Below are 16,453 nucleotides of genomic sequence, written 5' to 3' on the forward strand. Positions count from 1 at the left end.
GTCAGGCGGTCTTGCGCGGGGCCTTCTTGGCCACAGGCCGCTTGGCGGTGGGCGCTGAGGCCATCGGGGCGGGATCGGTCTTTTTTGCCCGCGCGGTTTTTGCAGGAACCGGTTTTGCGGCGCTGGCGACCGGCGCCGGGCTGGTCGTGACCGCATCAGTGGCCTTGGCCGGCTGGTGGGCCAGGATGAAGCTCTTGACCACGGGGTAGACCATTTCGCGCCAGCGGCGGCCGCTGAAGATGCCGTAGTGGCCTGCGCCCTTGGCCTCATAGTGCATCTGGTGGGTCTTGGGGATGCCGGTGCACAGCTCGTGGGCGGCGGCGGTCTGGCCCGACCCGGAGATGTCGTCGAGCTCGCCCTCGACCGTGAGCAGGCCGGAGGTCTTGATGTCCTGCGGGCGCACCCGCTCGGTCTTGCCGTTCGTACCCTTCACGTCCCAGGTGCCGTTGACCAGCTTGAACTCCTGGAACACGGTGTTGATGGTTTCCAGGTAGTAGTCGGCGTCCATGTCGAGCACGGCGTTGTACTCATCGTAGAACTTGCGGTGCGCCTCGGCGCTTTCGTTGTCGCCCTTGATCAGATCGCGGAAGTAGTCGTAGTGGCTGCTGGCGTGGCGGTCGGGGTTCATCGCCACGAAGCCGGCGTGCTGCAGAAAACCGGGGTACACGCGGCGGCCTGCGCCCGGAAACTTGTCGGGCACCCGGTAGATGACGTTGTTCTCGAACCAGCTGTGGCTGCGCTGGGTGGCGAGGTTGTTCACCGCAGTGGGCGATTTGGTGGCGTCGATCGGTCCGCCCATCATGGTCATCGACAGCGGCGTGGTCTCACCGCGCGAGGCCATCAGCGACACCGCAGCCAGCACCGGCACGGTGGGCTGGCACACGCTCATCACGTGGCAGTTGCCGTAGTTCTTCTGCAGATAGCGGATGAATTCCTGCACGTAGTTGACGTAGTCGTCCAGGTGGAATTCACCCTCCGACAGCGGCACCAGACGCGCATTCTTCCAGTCGGTGATGTAGACCTTGTGGTCCTTGAGCATGGTCTTGACCGTGTCGCGCAGCAGCGTGGCGTAGTGGCCCGAGAGCGGCGCCACGATCAGCACCACAGGCTGTCCCTTGAGCTTGGCCAGGGTCGCAGTGTCGTCGGAGAAGCGCTTGAAACGCCGCAACTCACAGAACGGCTTGTCAATTTCCACGCGTTCGTAGATCGCGACCTCGACGCCGTCCACGTTCACGGTCGGGATGTTGAACGTCGGCTTTTCATAGTCCTTTCCCAGCCGGTGCAGCAGGTCGTAGCCAGCAGAGATCCGTTGCGCCATCGGCAGCTGGCCAAGGGGAGACATCGGGTTGCTGAACAGCTTCGCGGTCACTTCGGCCAGATCGGCGAAGGGTTCCATGATCGAGCGCTGGGTTTCGTAGATCTGGTAGAGCATGGCTGTGGAAAAGGTTATGTTGCAGTGCAATATAGCAGCAGGACACCCCTGTCCAGAGGGGAAAAACACCTAATCTGCAGTCCCGAAGTGTCACATTGGTGAAAGGAATCGGTGCCCGCGAAAGCCTGGTTTTGTACGGCCAGATCCGTCAAACAGTGCGATTGGGCACAAAAAAAGCCGCTCGGGGAGCGGCTTTTGGCGGGCTGGCGTGAGAAAAATCAAAACACCTTGGCAATCGCCTGACAGACGTAGTCGATGTTCTTGCTGTTCAGGGCGGCCACGCACATGCGGCCGGTGTCCGTGCCGTACACCCCGAACTCGTTGCGCAGGCGCACCATCTGGTCCTTGGACAGGCCGGAGTAGCTGAACATGCCGATCTGGGTGGTGATGAAGCTCATGTCCTGCTGCACGCCGGCCGCCCTCAGGCCGTCCACCAGCTTCTGGCGCATCTCCTTGATGCGCACGCGCATTTCACCCAGCTCCTTTTCCCACAGGGCGCGCAGCTCGGGGTTGTTCAGCACGGCAGCCACCACGGCGCCACCGTGGGTGGGCGGGTTGCTGTAGTTGGTGCGGATGACGATCTTGAGCTGGCTGAGCACGCGGGCGGCCTCGTCCTTGTCCGACGCCACCACCGACAGGGCGCCGACACGCTCGCCGTACAGGCTGAAGCTCTTGGAGAACGAGGTGGAGACGAAGATGTTCAGGCCGGCGGCCACGAACTTGCCGATCACGGCGCCGTCTTCGGCGATGCCGTGGCCAAAGCCTTGGTAGGCCATGTCCAGGAAGGCGGTCAGGTTCTTGGCCTTGACGGCAGCGATCACCTGGTCCCACTGGGCGGCGGTGATGTCGTAACCGGTCGGGTTGTGGCAGCACGCGTGCAGCACGACGATGGTGCCGGGGGCGGCGGCGTTGAGGTCGGCCAGCATGCCCTCGAAGTTCACCGAGCGGGTGGCGGCGTCGTAGTAACGGTAGCTGCCCACCTCGAACCCGGCGTTCTGGAAGATGGCTCGGTGGTTCTCCCAGCTCGGGTCGGAGATCAGCACGGTGGCACCGGGGCTGACCTTCTTGAGGAAGTCGGCGCCGATCTTCAGGCCGCCGGTGCCGCCGATGGCCTGCACCGTCGACACCCGGCCGGACTTGACCACGTCGGAGTCGGCGCCGAACACCAGGGCCTTGACGGCGTTGTCGTAGGCCACGATGCCGTCGATGGGAAGGTAGCCGCGGGCGGCGGGCTTGTCCATCATGGCCTTTTCTGCGGCCTGCACGCACTGCAGCAGGGGCAGCTTGCCGTTGTCGTCGAAGTACACGCCCACGCCCAAGTTGACCTTGCTGGGGTTGGTGTCGGCAGCGAATTGTTCGTTCAGACCCAGGATGGGGTCGCGGGGGGCCATCTCGACGGCGGAAAACAGGGACATGAAGATCCTCGAAAGGTTGTCAGTAGCGAAGAGTCCGGGCGTGGTGTAGTGTGCCGGGTTCGGCCAATTTTAACGGCCGCTCCCCACCACTCGTTGACTGCGCCCATGCCGGATCTCTCTGAAGTCATCACGGAAAAGCAAGACGGCACCTTCGTCCGCTTCCCCGATTCCCCGTTCGAACTGTTCATGCCCTATCCCCCGGCCGGCGATCAGCCCACGGCCATTGCGGGACTGGTCGAGGGCATCGAGGACGGCGAGGTCTTCCAGACCCTGCTGGGCGTGACTGGCTCGGGCAAGACCTTCACCATGGCCAACGTGATCGCCCGCGTCGGGCGGCCGGCCATCGTGTTCGCGCCCAACAAGACGCTGGCCGCGCAGCTGTACTCCGAATTCCGCGAGTTCTTACCGAAGAACGCGGTCGAGTACTTCGTCAGCTATTACGACTACTACCAGCCTGAGGCCTATGTGCCGCAGCGCGACCTGTTCATCGAGAAGGACAGCGCGATCAACGAGCACATCGAACAGATGCGGCTGAGTTGCACCAAGAGCATCCTGGAGCGGCGTGACGTGGTGATCGTGGCCACCGTCTCGGCCATCTACGGCATCGGCAAGCCCGAGAGCTACCACCAGATGGTGATGACGCTCCGCGTGGGCGACAAGGCAGGGCAGCGCGACCTGATCGCGCAGCTGGTGCGCATGCAGTACAGCCGCAACGAGCAGGACTTCAGCCGCGGCAAGTTCCGCGTGCGCGGCGACACCATCGACGTGTTTCCGGCCGAACACAGCGAGATGGCGATCCGCATCGAGTTGTTCGACGACGAGGTCGAGAGCCTGCAGCTGTTCGACCCGCTGACCGGCAAGGTGCGGCAGAAGATTCCGCGCTTCACCGTCTACCCCAGCAGCCACTATGTGACACCGCGCGAGCAGGTGCTCAGCGCCGTCGAGGCCATCAAGGAGGAACTGCGCGAGCGGCTGGCGCAGCTGGTGGGTATGGGCAAGCTGGTGGAGGCCCAGCGGCTGGAGCAGCGCACGCGGTTTGACATCGAGATGCTCAGCGAGGTCGGCCACTGCAAGGGCATCGAGAACTACTCGCGCCACCTGGCCGGCAGCGCACCCGGCGACCCTCCGGCCACCCTGACCGACTACCTGCCGCGCGACGCCATCATGTTCCTGGACGAAAGTCACCAGATGATCGGCCAGCTCAACGCCATGTACAACGGCGACCGCCAGCGCAAGACCACGCTGGTCGAGTACGGCTTCCGCCTGCCTAGCGCGCTGGACAACCGGCCGCTGAAGTTCGAGGAGTTCGAGCAGCGCATGCGCCAGTGCATCTTCGTCTCGGCCACGCCGGCCGACTACGAGAAGACACATGCCGGCAAGGTGGTGGAGCAGGTGGTGCGGCCCACCGGTCTGGTCGACCCCTTGGTCGAGGTGCGGCCTGCCACGCACCAGGTGGATGACGTGCTGCAGGAGATCCGCATCCGGGTGGAGCAGGGCGAGCGTGTGCTCATCACCACCCTGACCAAGCGCATGGCCGAACAGCTCACCGACTACCTGACCGAGAACGGCGTCAAGGTGCGCTACCTGCACAGCGACGTGGACACGGTCGAACGGGTGGAGATCATCCGCGACCTGCGGCTGGGGGCGTTCGACGTGCTGGTCGGCATCAACCTGCTGCGCGAGGGGCTGGACATTCCCGAGGTGTCGCTGGTGGCGATCCTGGACGCCGACAAGGAAGGCTTCCTGCGCGCCGAGCGCAGTCTGATCCAGACCATCGGCCGGGCGGCCCGCAACCTCAATGGCAAAGCCATCCTGTACGCCGACCGGATCACCGACTCGATGAAGCGGGCGATGGACGAGACCGAGCGGCGCCGGACCAAGCAGATGGCGTTCAACGAGGCCAACGGCATCACGCCCAAGGGCGTGGTCAAGCGCATCAAGGACCTGATCGATGGTGTCTACAGCGAGAAAGCCGGCCGGGAGGCCGACCGCCTGGCGGCCGCCAGCGCCCAGCAGGCTGACCTGGAGGCGCTGGACGAGAAGGACGCTGCGCGGGAAATCAAGCGGCTGGAAAAGCAGATGCTGGAGCACGCGCGCAACCTGGAGTTCGAGAAGGCGGCGTCCGTGCGCGACCAGCTGACCCGGCTCAAGGAGCGCCTGTTCGGAGCTGCCGGGCACGACAAGGTGGCCTGATCAACTGCCGCACAATACCGGCCGGGGCGCCGCGAAGGGGGCGGCATTCAGATGCCGGGGCGTGGTGCTCGCCACGACATCTTTTTTTGTTGAAGCATGAACACCGCACCGCGAGCGTTGCAGCAGCCCGCACAGACGGACGATCAGACGCGCATCTACCTGATCGAAGACGATCCCGCCATCCAGCAATTCGTCCGGCAGGCCTTGCTGTCCCGGCCGCAGTGGCAGCTGGCAGGCGTTTCGGTGAGTCGGCGTCATGCTCTGGAACACGCGCTGCACGCCAGCGCCAATGTGTTTCTCGTCGACCTCGGTCTGCCCGACGGCCGGGGCGAGGACCTGCTGCACTGGCTCGCCGTCGAACATCCGGACGCCGAATTGCTGGTGTTCACCGTGTTTGGTGACGAATCCCGCCTCGTGGCCGCGCTGCAGGCCGGCGCGACAGGTTATGTGCTCAAGGGTTGCACGCCCGATGAGCTGGTCACCGCGATCGAGCAGATCCGTGCGGGCGGAGCACCGATCTCCCCCTTGCTGGCACGCATGCTGCTGCGGCAGTTCCGCTGGGTGCAGGACGCGCCGATCGCGGCCCAGGAGTTGCAGGAAGTCCTGCTCTCCGACCGGGAGACCGAGGTGCTCCGGCTGGTCGCACAGGGCTACGTCAACAAGGAAATTGCCCAGCGGCTGTTCATATCGCCCGCAACGGTGGGCTCGCACATCAAGAACCTCTACCGCAAGCTGGCGGTTCACAGCCGGGTCCAGGTGGTCCGCGCCGCGCAGGAACGAGGTCTCCTGTGAGTTGGGCGGCGGCACTGACCCGGCGGCTGCTGGCGACGCCGGCCTACTGGTGGGCGGGCATGCTGCTGGCGGTGGGCATTGCCGGTCTGGCCTGGGTGTCGCGCACCACCCCGGTTGAGGGCGCCCTGGTGGTACGGCACGCCCAGGTGGAGCACCGGCAGGCGGGTGTGTTGCAGGTGTCGGAGGTGGCGCTGCCCCATGTCTGGGACGACCAGTCGCCCCGCTGGGAAGGCGAAGCGCGGTACCGGTTGTCATGGCCCGCCGGACTGTCCTACAGCGACGACGACCAGGCTCCGCTGGCCATGCTGCTTCCGCGGGTCGGGGCCCGGTACCGGGTCTGGCTCAATGGGCAGGAGGTGGCCGACCGGTTCTGGTCGCATGAGGGCTTTGTGGACACCTCCCTCGTCCCCCAGATCGTGCACCTGCCTCGCGCCTGGCTGGCGGCCGAGCCAGCCCACAACCGGATCGAGATCGAGGTGCGGGGCCAGCCGCTGCGCAAGAGCGGCCTGTCCCAGGTACAGATCGGCCGGGCCGATGCGCTGGTCCAGCGCCACGCCGACCTGATGTGGTGGCAGGTCTACGTGACCTGGATGGTCGCTGCGGTGTCGCTGATGCTCGGCCTGATGGCCTTGCTCCTCTGGCTGAATACCCGTGAGCGGCTGTTTGGCCTGCTGGCGGCGGCCACCTTCGCATGGGCGGTGCGCCTGGGGCTGACGCCACTGGAAACGCCGCCGATGTCCTTCGAGGTCTGGTACTACCTGCAGAAGCTCTCGTTCACGGCCTATTGCGGGTTTTTGTATCTCTTCATGTGGGACCTGTTCGACTACCGGCAGGGCCTGATCCGCAGCTTCGTGCACGGACTGTTGTGGCTCGGCCCGTTCTGGCTGGCGGTCACGGTGTACGTCGACAGCTACGCGATGTACTGGATCTGGATGGCCATCATCACGCTGACGTCGGCGGTGGCGCTGCTGAAGCTGTTCCACCGGGCGCGTTGGGGGCTGGACGCCAACCAGCGGCTCACCATCGTTTTCGGTGCGGCCACCATGGCCACCGGTGTGCGCGACTTCGCCGTAGTGAATTTGGGCTTTCCTGGCGACGCCGACATCCGATGGATGACGGTCGGGTCGCTGATGCTGATGTACGCCCTGGGCTGGGTGCTGGTGCGCCGGGTGTCCGCGGCCATGGAGCAGGTCAAGCTGCTGAACACCGAGCTCTCGCGCAAGGTGAGTGAGCGCGAGGTCGAGCTGCAGCGGCTGTTCGAGCGCTTGCGCCAGGTAGAGAGTCAGCGCGTGCTGGAGGCCGAGCGCCGACGCCTCACGCGCGACATGCACGATGGCCTGGGCAGCCAGCTGGTGCAGGCGCTCAACGTGGTCCGCGGCAGCGGACCCCAGGTCGACACCTCGGCCATGGCCGCCATGCTCCACCACGCGCTGGAAGACCTGCGCATGACCCTGGACTCTCTCGAACCCATGGATGGCGACCTTCCCACCATCCTGGGCACCTTGCGCCAGCGCATTGCGCCGGCGATGCAGGCGGCAGGGGTGGAGCTGGTCTGGCAGGTGCAGGAGGTGCCACCGATTCCCGGACTCGAGGCCCGGGGGGTGTTGCATGTGTTTCGCTGCCTGCAGGAGGTGTTCGCGAACGTGCTCAAGCACGCGCGGGCGCAACGGGTTACCGTGAGCACCCGGCACGTGGGCGAACAGGTCGAGCTGTGTGTGTCCGATGACGGCGTCGGCTTGCGTGCCACCGACGAGGGTTTCTCCAGCGGCGGCGGGCGAGGGATGGGCAACATCCGGTTGCGCGCGGCCGAGCTTGGTGTGGGGGTGGCGTTCGAGGACGCAGGGCCTGGCACACGTGTGCGCTTTCTCTTTCCGTTGCGGTCGCACGATCCGGCGTGCGGTGGCTAACCCGAGAGAAACACTTGGCTATTGGTGTATACTCGATAAAAACAGTCGGATACCGAGTTGACGTTGCAGCCACCCCAGGTGGCTGGGGTGGGCGGAGAAGCGGTCGAGTGGGTGTCTCAGGACGTCCGCCCGGTTCTACAACGGCAGCCAAACCTCACGATTCAGGAGCTCCCCATGCGCCTCACGACCAAAGGCCGCTTCGCGGTCACCGCCATGATCGATCTGGCCCTGCGCCAGAACAACGGTCCCGTCACGCTGGCCGCCATCAGCCAGCGCCAGCAGATTTCGCTGTCCTATCTCGAACAGCTGTTTGGCAAGCTGCGCCGCCACGAACTGGTGGAGTCGACCCGGGGTCCCGGCGGCGGCTACACGCTGGGCCGAAAAGCCGCCGAAATCACGGTGGCGGACATCATCGTGTCGGTGGATGAGCCCATCGACGCCACCCAGTGCGGCGGTAAGGAAAACTGCCTGGGCGAAGGCAACCGCTGCATGACACACGAGCTGTGGGCGCAGCTGAACGCCAAGATGGTTGACTTCCTCGATTCGGTGTCCCTGCAGTCGCTGGTGGACGAACAGATCGCCAAGGGCGTGGTGGTCGAGAACGCCCCCATGATCAAGCGCGCGATCTCGAGCGCCCCGGTGGTCAAACCGATCCGTGTCAATGCGCCGAACTCGGTGTTCGCGCTTGGAGGCGCCGCACTCTCCAAATGAGCGAGGCCGGTGTTTGCGCCGGCCCCGACCCTGGCTATCTGTCCACCCGGGCAGGCATTCATCTGGTCCCACGATTCCAATCACTGAAAAATCTGCCGCCATGAGCACGCCGCATTTCCCGATCTACATGGACTACAGCGCCACCAATCCCTGCGACCCTCGGGTGGTGGACGCGATGATCCCCTGGTTGCGCGAACACTTCGGCAACCCGGCTTCGCGCAGCCACGCCTGGGGCTGGGAAGCCGAAAAGGCCGTCGAGACCGCCCGTGAACAGGTGGCGGCATTGATCAATGCGGATCCGCGCGAGATCGTCTGGACTTCGGGCGCCACCGAGTCCAACAACCTCGCATTGAAAGGTGCCGCGCACTTCTACAAGACCAAGGGCAAGCACCTGATCACGGTCAAGACCGAGCACAAGGCCGTGTTGGACACCTGCCGCGAACTGGAGCGCCAGGGCTTCGAGGTCACGTACATGGACGTCCAGGCCGATGGCCTGCTGGATCTGGAGGCTTTCAAGGCAGCGATCCGCCCCGACACCATCCTGGCCTCGGTCATGTTCGTGAACAACGAGATCGGTGTGATCCAGGACATCGCCGCCATCGGTGCGATCTGCCGCGAGAAGGGCGTGATCTTCCATGTGGACGCCGCGCAGGCCACCGGCCGGGTGGACATCGACCTGCAGACCCTGCCGGTGGATCTGATGAGTCTGACCAGCCACAAGACCTACGGCCCCAAGGGCATCGGAGCGCTGTACGTGCGCCGCAAGCCGCGCATCCGCATCGAGGCGCAGATGCACGGTGGTGGTCACGAGCGCGGCATGCGATCGGGCACGTTGCCCACCCACCAGTGCGTGGGCATGGGCGAGGCCTACCGCATCGCCAAGGAAGAAATGCACGCCGAGAACCAGCGCATCCGGGCGCTGCACGACCGCATGGTCGCCGGCCTCAAGGACATCGAAGAGGTGTTCATCAACGGCCACGAGACTCAGCGCGTGCCGCACAACCTCAACATGAGCTTCAACTACGTCGAAGGCGAGTCGCTGATCATGGGCATCAAGGGCCTGGCGGTCTCGTCGGGTTCGGCCTGCACCTCGGCCAGCCTGGAGCCCAGCTACGTGCTGCGCGCCCTGGGGCGCAGCGATGAACTGGCGCACAGCAGCCTGCGCATGACCATCGGCCGCTGGACGACCGAAGAAGAGATCGACTACGCGATCGCCACCATCAAGGAAAACGTCGCCAAGCTCCGTGAACTGTCCCCGCTGTGGGAAATGTTCAAGGACGGCGTCGACCTGTCCACCATCCAGTGGGCAGCGCACTGAAGGAGAAATACCATGGCCTATTCTGAAAAAGTCGTTGACCACTACGAGAACCCCCGCAACGTCGGTTCCTTCGACAAGGGTGATGAGTCTGTCGGCACCGGCATGGTCGGGGCACCCGCCTGCGGTGACGTGATGAAGCTGCAGATCAAGGTGAACCCGCAGACCGGCGTGATCGAGGACGCGCGCTTCAAAACCTATGGGTGTGGCTCGGCCATTGCGTCCAGCTCGCTGGTGACCGAGTGGGTCAAGGGCAAGACGCTGGACGAGGCCGCGGCTCTCAAGAACAGCGAAATTGCCGAAGAGCTGGCGCTGCCGCCGGTCAAGATCCATTGCTCGATCCTGGCCGAAGACGCCATCAAGGCTGCGGTGGACGACTACCGCAAGAAGCACGCGAACTGAGTCCCGCTATGTCCGTCACGATTTCTGAAGCCGCGGCCCGCCACGTCACGCGCTACCTGGCCAAACGCGGCAAGGGCGTGGGCGTGCGCCTGGGTGTCAAGACCACCGGTTGCTCGGGTTTGGCCTACAAGCTGGAGTACGCCGACGAGATCGCGCCCGAGGACGTGGTGTTCGAGGAAAACGGCGTCAAGGTGCTGGTGGACCCCAAGAGCATGCCCTACATCGACGGCACGCAGCTGGACTTCGTGCGCGAGGGCCTGAACGAGGGTTTTAAGTTCCACAACCCGAACGAGCGCGACCGCTGCGGCTGCGGAGAAAGTTTCCGGGTCTAATTCCGGGAATGAACCTGCAATCCAACGACTTCGAACTCTTCGAGCTTCCACTGGCCTACGCGCTGGACCGTGCCGTTCTGGATGAACGCTGGAAGGCCCTGCAGCGCGAGGTGCATCCCGACCGGCACGCCGCAGCCGACGCCCAGACCCAGCGGCAGGCCATGCAGTGGTCTGTGCGCATCAACGAGGCCTACCAGCGCCTGAAAGACCCCCTGCAGCGAGCGGCCTATCTGTGCGAGCTGCACGGTGCACCCGTCCAGGCCGAGAACAACACCGCGATGCCTCCAGCCTTCCTCATGCAGCAGATGGAATGGCGCGAAGCGCTAGAAGAGGCGTCGTCTGCCGCTGTGGTGGAAGATCTCGCCGATGAGGTGGCCGCTGCGCGCAAGCGCATGCTCTCGCAACTGCAGCAGACCGCCGACGTGCAGCAGGACTGGCTTGCACTGGCTGGACAGGTCAGAGCCCTCATGTTCGTTGAGCGATTTGCGCGTGACGTGGAGAGCCGACTCGAACAGCTGGGACAATAGCGGGTTGCGCTGGCTTCACTCCCGTTTTTCCTCCTCCGTCCATGGCACTCCTGCAGATCTCCGAACCCGGTCAGTCCCTCGACCCGCACCAGCGACGTGTGGCGGTCGGCATTGACCTGGGCACCACACACTCGCTGGTGGCCGCGGTCCGGCATGGCGTGGCCGAATGCCTGCCGGCGCTGGACGGGCGTGTCCTCCTGCCCAGCGTGGTGCGATACCTGGATCCGCAGCTCGGTGGCCCTGGTCGCCAGATCGGTTTCGACGCGCTGGCAGCGCAAGTGGGCGATCCGGCCAACACGGTCAGTTCGGTCAAACGGCTGATGGGCCGTCGCCGCGAACAGGTGGCCGACGTGGACAAGCTGTCCTACACCGTGGTCGACGACAACGGCATGGCGGTGGTCGAGACCGTGGCCGGGCGCAAGACCCCGATGGAGGTGAGCGCGGAGATCCTCGCCACCCTGCGGTTCCGTGCCGAGGACAGCTTTGACGACGAACTGTTTGGCGCGGTGATCACCGTGCCGGCGTACTTCGACGACGCACAGCGCCAGGCGACCAAGGATGCCGCTCAACTGGCCGGCATCAACGTGCTTCGCCTGATCAATGAGCCAACCGCGGCCGCCATCGCCTACGGGCTGGACAACGGCAGCGAGGGCGTCTACGCCATCTATGACCTGGGTGGCGGCACCTTCGACATCTCCATCCTGAGACTGACACGCGGCGTGTTCGAGGTGATGGCGACCGGTGGTGATTCGGCCCTCGGCGGTGACGATTACGATCAGGCGCTGGCCACCTGGGTGCTGCAGCGGGCAGGCCTAGGGTCGGTGGCTAATGCGGCCGAACGCGCCGCATTGCACCGCGAGGCTCGGCGTGTGAAGGAGCAGCTCTCGGCGCATGCCGAAGTACTCTTTCGCGCCGAGATTGAAGGGATCACGGTCGAACAGGCCGTACAACAAGAAGATTTCGAAGCCTGCACCGCCGAGCTGACGGCCCGCACCATGACCGCTGTGCGCAAGGTGCTTCGCGACGCAGGCGTGACCAGGGACGAGGTGCAGGGCGTTGTGATGGTGGGAGGCTCCACCCGCATGCCGGTGATTCGCCGCGCTGTGGGCGAGTTCTTTGGCCGCGAGCCGCTGACCAACCTCAACCCGGATGAAGTGGTGGCCCTGGGCGCCGCCATCCAGGCCAACGCGCTGGCCGGCAACAGCCAGGATGGCGACCTGCTGCTGCTGGATGTGATACCGCTGTCGCTGGGTATCGAGACCATGGGCGGGCTGGTCGAACGCATCGTGCCGCGCAACAGCACCATTCCCACCGCACGCGCCCAGGACTTCACCACCTACCAGGATGGTCAGACTGCGCTGGCGCTGCACGTGGTGCAGGGCGAACGCGACCTGGTGGCCGACTGTCGCAGCCTCGCGCGCTTTACGCTGCGCGGCATCCCGCCCATGGCGGCCGGTGCAGCGCGCATCCGCGTGACCTTCACCGTCGATGCCGATGGTCTGCTGTCGGTCACTGCGAAAGAGCAGGGCAGCGGTGTCGAAGCCAAGATCGACGTCAAGCCCGCCTACGGTCTGTCAGACGAACAGATCGCCGCCATGCTGCAGGACAGCTTCAACACCGCCCAGCAGGACATGGCCGCGCGGGCGCTGGTTGAGGCGCGTGTGGACGCCGACCGCATGATCGCCGCCACCCGCAGCGCGCTCGCCGCCGATGGCGACCTGCTGGGCGCGGCCGAACGCGACGCCATCGACGCCCTGATCCGCACGCTGACAGCAATTGCAACCAACGGCAGCGCTACCGACATTGAAGCCGCCACCCAGGCCCTGGCCAAAGGTACCGAAGCCTTCGCGGCGCAGCGCATGAACCGCGGCATCCAGCAGGCGCTGGCCGGCCGCAAAGTCGAAGAAGTCTGAACCCATGCCCACGATCAAGATCCTTCCGCACCCCGAGTACTGCCCGCAGGGCGCCAGCATCAGTGCGCCACCCGGCACGTCGATCTGCGAAGCGCTGCTGGACAACGACATCAAGATCGAGCACGCCTGCGACATGAGCTGCGCCTGCACCACCTGTCACGTTGTGGTTCGCGAAGGCTTCAACAGCCTCGGGGAGCTCGATGAAACCGAAGAAGACCTGCTCGACCGAGCCTGGGGTCTGGAGCCCCACTCCCGCCTGTCCTGCCAGGCCATCCTGGCGCAGCAGGATGTGACGATCGAGATTCCGAAGTACTCGATCAACCACGCCAAAGAGAACCACTGATGAGACAGATCGTTCTCGACACCGAAACCACTGGCCTGTCGGCGGAGAACGGTGATCGCATCATCGAGATCGGCTGTGTCGAGCTGCTCAATCGCAAGCTCACCGGCAACAACCTGCACCACTACATCAACCCTGAGCGCGACAGCCATGAGGACGCGCTCAAGGTGCACGGCATCAGCAACGAGTTTTTGCGTGACAAGCCCAAGTTCGCGCAACTGGCCGACGAGATCCTGGACTACCTCTCGGGCGCCGAGCTGATCATCCACAACGCACCGTTCGACATTTCTTTCCTCAACAAGGAGCTGGAGCGGCTGGGTCGCAAACCGATCAAGGCCTACATCGGTGGCGTGATCGACACCCTGGTGATGGCCAAGGAGATGTTTCCGGGCAAACGCAATGGCCTGGATGCATTGTGCGACCGCCTGGGCGTGGACAACTCCAGCCGCACGCTGCACGGGGCCTTGCTCGATGCCGAGCTGTTGGCCGATGTCTACATCAACATGACCCGGGGCCAGGATGCCCTGATTGTTGAAGAGGGCACCCCGACCGAAGTGAGCCTTGGGGAAGAGCTGGTGCAGGTCGACCTGAGCCGACTGGAGCTGCCGGTGCTGACTGCCAATCAGCAGGAAGCGGCTGCCCATGACGCCGTTCTCGCGGATATCGACAAGGCGTGCAAAGGCAAAACCCTGTGGCGCCAACTCGCTCCTGCTGCCTGATTTTGGGTAGTCGTCGGAAAAGGGAAAATTTCTGGCTATAATGCGAGGCTTCCGAACGATCGGATCTGATGTCAAGTCAGTCAAGATTTTCGGGCGGTTAGCTCAGTGGTAGAGCACTGCCTTCACACGGCAGGGGTCGCAGGTTCGAACCCTGCACCGCCCACCAGTCAAAGCCCCGAGCCAACGCTCGGGGCTTTTTCTTTTGGCAGCCGATGGAGACGGGCCATGGACCAGGTGGATGTGTTGGTGATTGGCGCCGGTGTGGTCGGGCTGGCGGTGGCCCGGGCGCTGGCGCTGTCCGGGCGCGAGGTGCTGGTGCTTGAGCGCGAAGCGGGCATCGGCATGGGCACAAGCTCTCGCAACAGCGAAGTCATCCACGCCGGGATCTACTACCCGACAGGCTCCCTCAAGGCGCAACTGTGCGTGCGGGGACGTGCGCAGCTGTACGCCTACTGCTTGGAGCGGGGCATTGCCCATCGCCGTTGCGGCAAGCTGATCGTTGCCCATACGCCTTCTCAGGTCGCCGGTCTGCCGGGCATCATGGACAGGGCGCGCGCCAACGGTGTAGACGATCTTGTGCTCCTTGGGGCGGACGAAGCCTGTGCGCTGGAAAGCCGCCTGCGCTGTACCGCGGCCTTGCTGTCACCCTCCACAGGCATTGTCAACAGCCACGGGCTGATGCTTGCGCTGCAAGGCGATCTGGAAAACGCAGGTGGCATGGTGGTCTGTCACAGCGTCGTGGACGAAGTCGTTGCGACCGAAGGGCAGTTCATGGTCCGGACCGCCGACGGCACCGAGCTGCTCGCGACAACAGTGGTCAACGCCGCTGGTCTCGATGCCTGTGCCGTAGCGTCGCGGACGACAGGGCTTGACCGCCGCCATGTGCCTCGCGCGAGGTACGCCAAGGGCAACTACTTCACGCTCGCAGTCGGGCGCTCACCGTTCGAGCGATTGATCTACCCGGCGCCTGAGCCAGCGCAACATCTGGCCGGGCTGGGCGTACACCTCACCATCGACCTGGGCGGACAGGCGAAGTTCGGCCCCGACGTGCAGTGGACCGAGGAGCCTCAGGACCTGGAGGTGGACCCGGCACGGGGCGATGCCTTTTATGCCGAGGTGCGCAAATACTGGCCCGAACTGCCGGACGGCGCCCTTCAGCCGGGCTACGCAGGCATGCGCCCCAAGATCAGCGGACCCGACGAGCCCGCGGCCGACTTCCGAATCGACGGGCCGGCGGTGCATGGCCTACCCCGCCTGGTCAACCTGTTCGGCATCGAGTCGCCGGGGCTGACCAGCTGCCTGGCGATTGCCGAGCGGGTGGACAGCCTGTTGCGCTGATCAGCGGGCGTCCTTGAGGGCCTGCGCGGCCTCGCGCACCAGGGCCGGCCCCTTGTAGATCAGACCGGTGTAGATCTGCACCAGGTCCGCGCCCGCTCGCACCTTGCTGACCGCATCGTCGCCACTGAGCACGCCACCCACACCAATAATGGGAAACCCCCCGCCCAGCGCACCTCGCAGCAAGCGGATGACGCGGTTGCTCGCCGCCAGCACCGGTGCTCCCGATAGCCCGCCAGCCTCCTCGGCATGGGCCAGGCCAGCCACTGCATCGCGACTGAGCGTGGTGTTGGTTGCGATCACGCCCAGCCGCTGGTTGGGCTGGCCTGCGGTGTCGCTGCCGTAGCGCAGAAGGGTCGCGGCGATCACCCCGATCTGCGTCTCATCCAGATCGGGCGCAATCTTCAGGAATACCGGCGCTTGCTTGCCGTAGCGCTGCGCGAGCAGCTCGCGCCGTTCCATGACCGCACCCAGCAAGGCGTCCAAGGCCTCGTCGCTCTGCAGGCTGCGCAGGTTCTTGGTGTTCGGACTGGAGATGTTGACGGTCACGTAGTCCGCGTGCGGATACACGCCATCGAGGCAGGTCAGGTAGTCGCTGGTGGCCTGCTCGATGGGAGTGGCGGCATTTTTGCCGATGTTCAGGCCCAGCAGCATGGGCGATGTGTCTCCCTTGCTGCGAAACCGCGCTTTCTGCACATTGGTCACAAAGGCAATCAGTCCTTCGTTGTTAAAGCCCAGTCGGTTGATCAGCGCGTTGCGTTCCGGGATACGGAACATGCGTGGCCTGGGGTTGCCCGGCTGGCCCTTGGGGGTCACGGTACCCACCTCCACAAAGCCGAAGCCCATGGCCGACAGCCCGTCGATGCAGCGTGCGTTCTTGTCCAGTCCGGCGGCCAGACCCACACGGTTCGGGAACCTCAAGCCGGCCACAGTCACAGGGTCGTCAATACGCGATTCGCTCCAGAGACAGCTCAGAGGCGAGTGCTGGAAACGCGCGATATTGTCGAGCGTCAACTCGTGCGCAGTTTCAGGGTCCAGACCGAAGAGAAGCGGGCGGGCGAGCGCGTAGGGCAGAAGTGACATCGGATAATCAACAAATTCGCGTAAACCCTGATTCTCT

Annotated in this window: 15 protein-coding genes and 1 tRNA gene; 13 read left to right on the forward strand and 3 right to left on the reverse strand. The window is 64.7% G+C overall.

From position 1 onward, the window contains the following. Position 1: 1 nt before the first annotated feature. Positions 2-1,432 (reverse strand): polyhydroxyalkanoate depolymerase, encoded by a 1,431-nt coding sequence (gene phaZ, locus ACFOPI_RS19880; RefSeq protein WP_382177794.1) that lies wholly within the window; start codon positions 1,430-1,432, stop codon positions 2-4. A 218-nt stretch (positions 1,433-1,650) separates the two neighbouring features. Then, positions 1,651-2,847, reverse strand: coding sequence for an amino acid aminotransferase (locus ACFOPI_RS19885; protein ID WP_382177797.1), 1,197 nt, complete (start codon positions 2,845-2,847; stop codon positions 1,651-1,653). 105 nt (positions 2,848-2,952) lie between these two features. Between ACFOPI_RS19885 and uvrB the strand changes: the two genes are divergently transcribed. The 13 genes from uvrB (at position 2,953) to ACFOPI_RS19950 (ending at position 15,336) form a co-directional block, all read left to right on the forward strand. After that, positions 2,953-5,040: an excinuclease ABC subunit UvrB gene (gene uvrB, locus ACFOPI_RS19890; protein WP_382177799.1), complete on the forward strand. Its 2,088-nt coding sequence runs from the start codon at positions 2,953-2,955 to the stop codon at positions 5,038-5,040. A gap of 96 nt (positions 5,041-5,136) precedes the next feature. After that, a complete protein-coding gene (locus ACFOPI_RS19895) occupies positions 5,137-5,832 on the forward strand; it encodes a LuxR C-terminal-related transcriptional regulator (protein WP_382177802.1) in 696 nt (231 codons plus the stop codon). Further along, the gene (locus ACFOPI_RS19900; protein WP_382177805.1) at positions 5,829-7,739 is read left to right on the forward strand and encodes a sensor histidine kinase; all 1,911 of its coding nucleotides are present in this window, start codon (positions 5,829-5,831) and stop codon (positions 7,737-7,739) included. The genes ACFOPI_RS19895 and ACFOPI_RS19900 overlap by 4 nt, the downstream gene beginning before the upstream one ends. Before the next feature lie 174 nt (positions 7,740-7,913). Next, complete coding sequence (gene iscR / locus ACFOPI_RS19905; protein WP_066259878.1) at positions 7,914-8,450, forward strand: Fe-S cluster assembly transcriptional regulator IscR; 537 nt, start codon at positions 7,914-7,916, stop codon at positions 8,448-8,450. A 100-nt stretch (positions 8,451-8,550) separates the two neighbouring features. After that, positions 8,551-9,768, forward strand: coding sequence for an IscS subfamily cysteine desulfurase (locus tag ACFOPI_RS19910; protein WP_382177808.1), 1,218 nt, complete (start codon positions 8,551-8,553; stop codon positions 9,766-9,768). A 12-nt stretch (positions 9,769-9,780) separates the two neighbouring features. Next, positions 9,781-10,167 (forward strand): Fe-S cluster assembly scaffold IscU, encoded by a 387-nt coding sequence (gene iscU / locus ACFOPI_RS19915; RefSeq protein ID WP_066151401.1) that lies wholly within the window; start codon positions 9,781-9,783, stop codon positions 10,165-10,167. An 8-nt stretch (positions 10,168-10,175) separates the two neighbouring features. Continuing rightward, positions 10,176-10,499: an iron-sulfur cluster assembly protein IscA gene (gene iscA, locus ACFOPI_RS19920; RefSeq protein ID WP_066151399.1), complete on the forward strand. Its 324-nt coding sequence runs from the start codon at positions 10,176-10,178 to the stop codon at positions 10,497-10,499. An 8-nt stretch (positions 10,500-10,507) separates the two neighbouring features. Next, positions 10,508-11,026 carry a Fe-S protein assembly co-chaperone HscB gene (hscB, locus tag ACFOPI_RS19925; protein ID WP_382177812.1) on the forward strand — a complete coding sequence of 173 codons (519 nt, stop codon included), beginning with the start codon at positions 10,508-10,510 and terminating at the stop codon, positions 11,024-11,026. Between the two features lie 41 nt (positions 11,027-11,067). After that, on the forward strand, positions 11,068-12,939 hold the full coding sequence (hscA, locus tag ACFOPI_RS19930; protein WP_382177815.1) for a Fe-S protein assembly chaperone HscA: 1,872 nt from the start codon (positions 11,068-11,070) through the stop codon (positions 12,937-12,939). Positions 12,940-12,943: 4 nt separating this feature from the next. After that, positions 12,944-13,282, forward strand: coding sequence for an ISC system 2Fe-2S type ferredoxin (gene fdx / locus ACFOPI_RS19935; RefSeq protein WP_382177818.1), 339 nt, complete (start codon positions 12,944-12,946; stop codon positions 13,280-13,282). Continuing rightward, positions 13,282-13,998 carry a DNA polymerase III subunit epsilon gene (gene dnaQ / locus ACFOPI_RS19940; protein ID WP_382177821.1) on the forward strand — a complete coding sequence of 239 codons (717 nt, stop codon included), beginning with the start codon at positions 13,282-13,284 and terminating at the stop codon, positions 13,996-13,998. The genes fdx and dnaQ overlap by 1 nt, the downstream gene beginning before the upstream one ends. 91 nt (positions 13,999-14,089) lie before the next feature. Beyond that, a tRNA-Val gene (locus tag ACFOPI_RS19945) sits at positions 14,090-14,164 on the forward strand. A 59-nt stretch (positions 14,165-14,223) separates the two neighbouring features. Further along, complete coding sequence (locus ACFOPI_RS19950) at positions 14,224-15,336, forward strand: NAD(P)/FAD-dependent oxidoreductase (protein WP_382177824.1); 1,113 nt, start codon at positions 14,224-14,226, stop codon at positions 15,334-15,336. Here ACFOPI_RS19950 and ACFOPI_RS19955 read toward each other — a convergent pair whose 3' ends face one another. Continuing rightward, positions 15,337-16,416 carry a quinone-dependent dihydroorotate dehydrogenase gene (locus ACFOPI_RS19955; RefSeq protein WP_382177827.1) on the reverse strand — a complete coding sequence of 360 codons (1,080 nt, stop codon included), beginning with the start codon at positions 16,414-16,416 and terminating at the stop codon, positions 15,337-15,339. Positions 16,417-16,453 lie beyond the last annotated feature (37 nt).

It is taken from the genome of Hydrogenophaga luteola, from assembly GCF_042648585.1.
GTDB lineage: Bacteria > Pseudomonadota > Gammaproteobacteria > Burkholderiales > Burkholderiaceae_C > Hydrogenophaga > Hydrogenophaga luteola.

Excerpts from the sequence above, each read along its gene's own strand:
- iscA (WP_066151399.1), top strand. The coding sequence starts at position 10,176 with ATGTCCGTCACGATTTCTGAAGCCGCGGCCCGCCACGTCACGCGCTAC.
- uvrB (WP_382177799.1), top strand. The coding sequence starts at position 2,953 with ATGCCGGATCTCTCTGAAGTCATCACGGAAAAGCAAGACGGCACCTTC.
- ACFOPI_RS19950 (WP_382177824.1), top strand. The coding sequence starts at position 14,224 with ATGGACCAGGTGGATGTGTTGGTGATTGGCGCCGGTGTGGTCGGGCTG.
- phaZ (WP_382177794.1), bottom strand. The coding sequence starts at position 1,432 with ATGCTCTACCAGATCTACGAAACCCAGCGCTCGATCATGGAACCCTTC.
- ACFOPI_RS19885 (WP_382177797.1), bottom strand. The coding sequence starts at position 2,847 with ATGTCCCTGTTTTCCGCCGTCGAGATGGCCCCCCGCGACCCCATCCTG.
- iscR (WP_066259878.1), top strand. The coding sequence starts at position 7,914 with ATGCGCCTCACGACCAAAGGCCGCTTCGCGGTCACCGCCATGATCGAT.
- ACFOPI_RS19895 (WP_382177802.1), top strand. The coding sequence starts at position 5,137 with ATGAACACCGCACCGCGAGCGTTGCAGCAGCCCGCACAGACGGACGAT.
- fdx (WP_382177818.1), top strand. The coding sequence starts at position 12,944 with ATGCCCACGATCAAGATCCTTCCGCACCCCGAGTACTGCCCGCAGGGC.
- ACFOPI_RS19955 (WP_382177827.1), bottom strand. The coding sequence starts at position 16,416 with ATGTCACTTCTGCCCTACGCGCTCGCCCGCCCGCTTCTCTTCGGTCTG.
- dnaQ (WP_382177821.1), top strand. The coding sequence starts at position 13,282 with ATGAGACAGATCGTTCTCGACACCGAAACCACTGGCCTGTCGGCGGAG.
- ACFOPI_RS19910 (WP_382177808.1), top strand. The coding sequence starts at position 8,551 with ATGAGCACGCCGCATTTCCCGATCTACATGGACTACAGCGCCACCAAT.
- iscU (WP_066151401.1), top strand. The coding sequence starts at position 9,781 with ATGGCCTATTCTGAAAAAGTCGTTGACCACTACGAGAACCCCCGCAAC.
- hscA (WP_382177815.1), top strand. The coding sequence starts at position 11,068 with ATGGCACTCCTGCAGATCTCCGAACCCGGTCAGTCCCTCGACCCGCAC.
- hscB (WP_382177812.1), top strand. The coding sequence starts at position 10,508 with ATGAACCTGCAATCCAACGACTTCGAACTCTTCGAGCTTCCACTGGCC.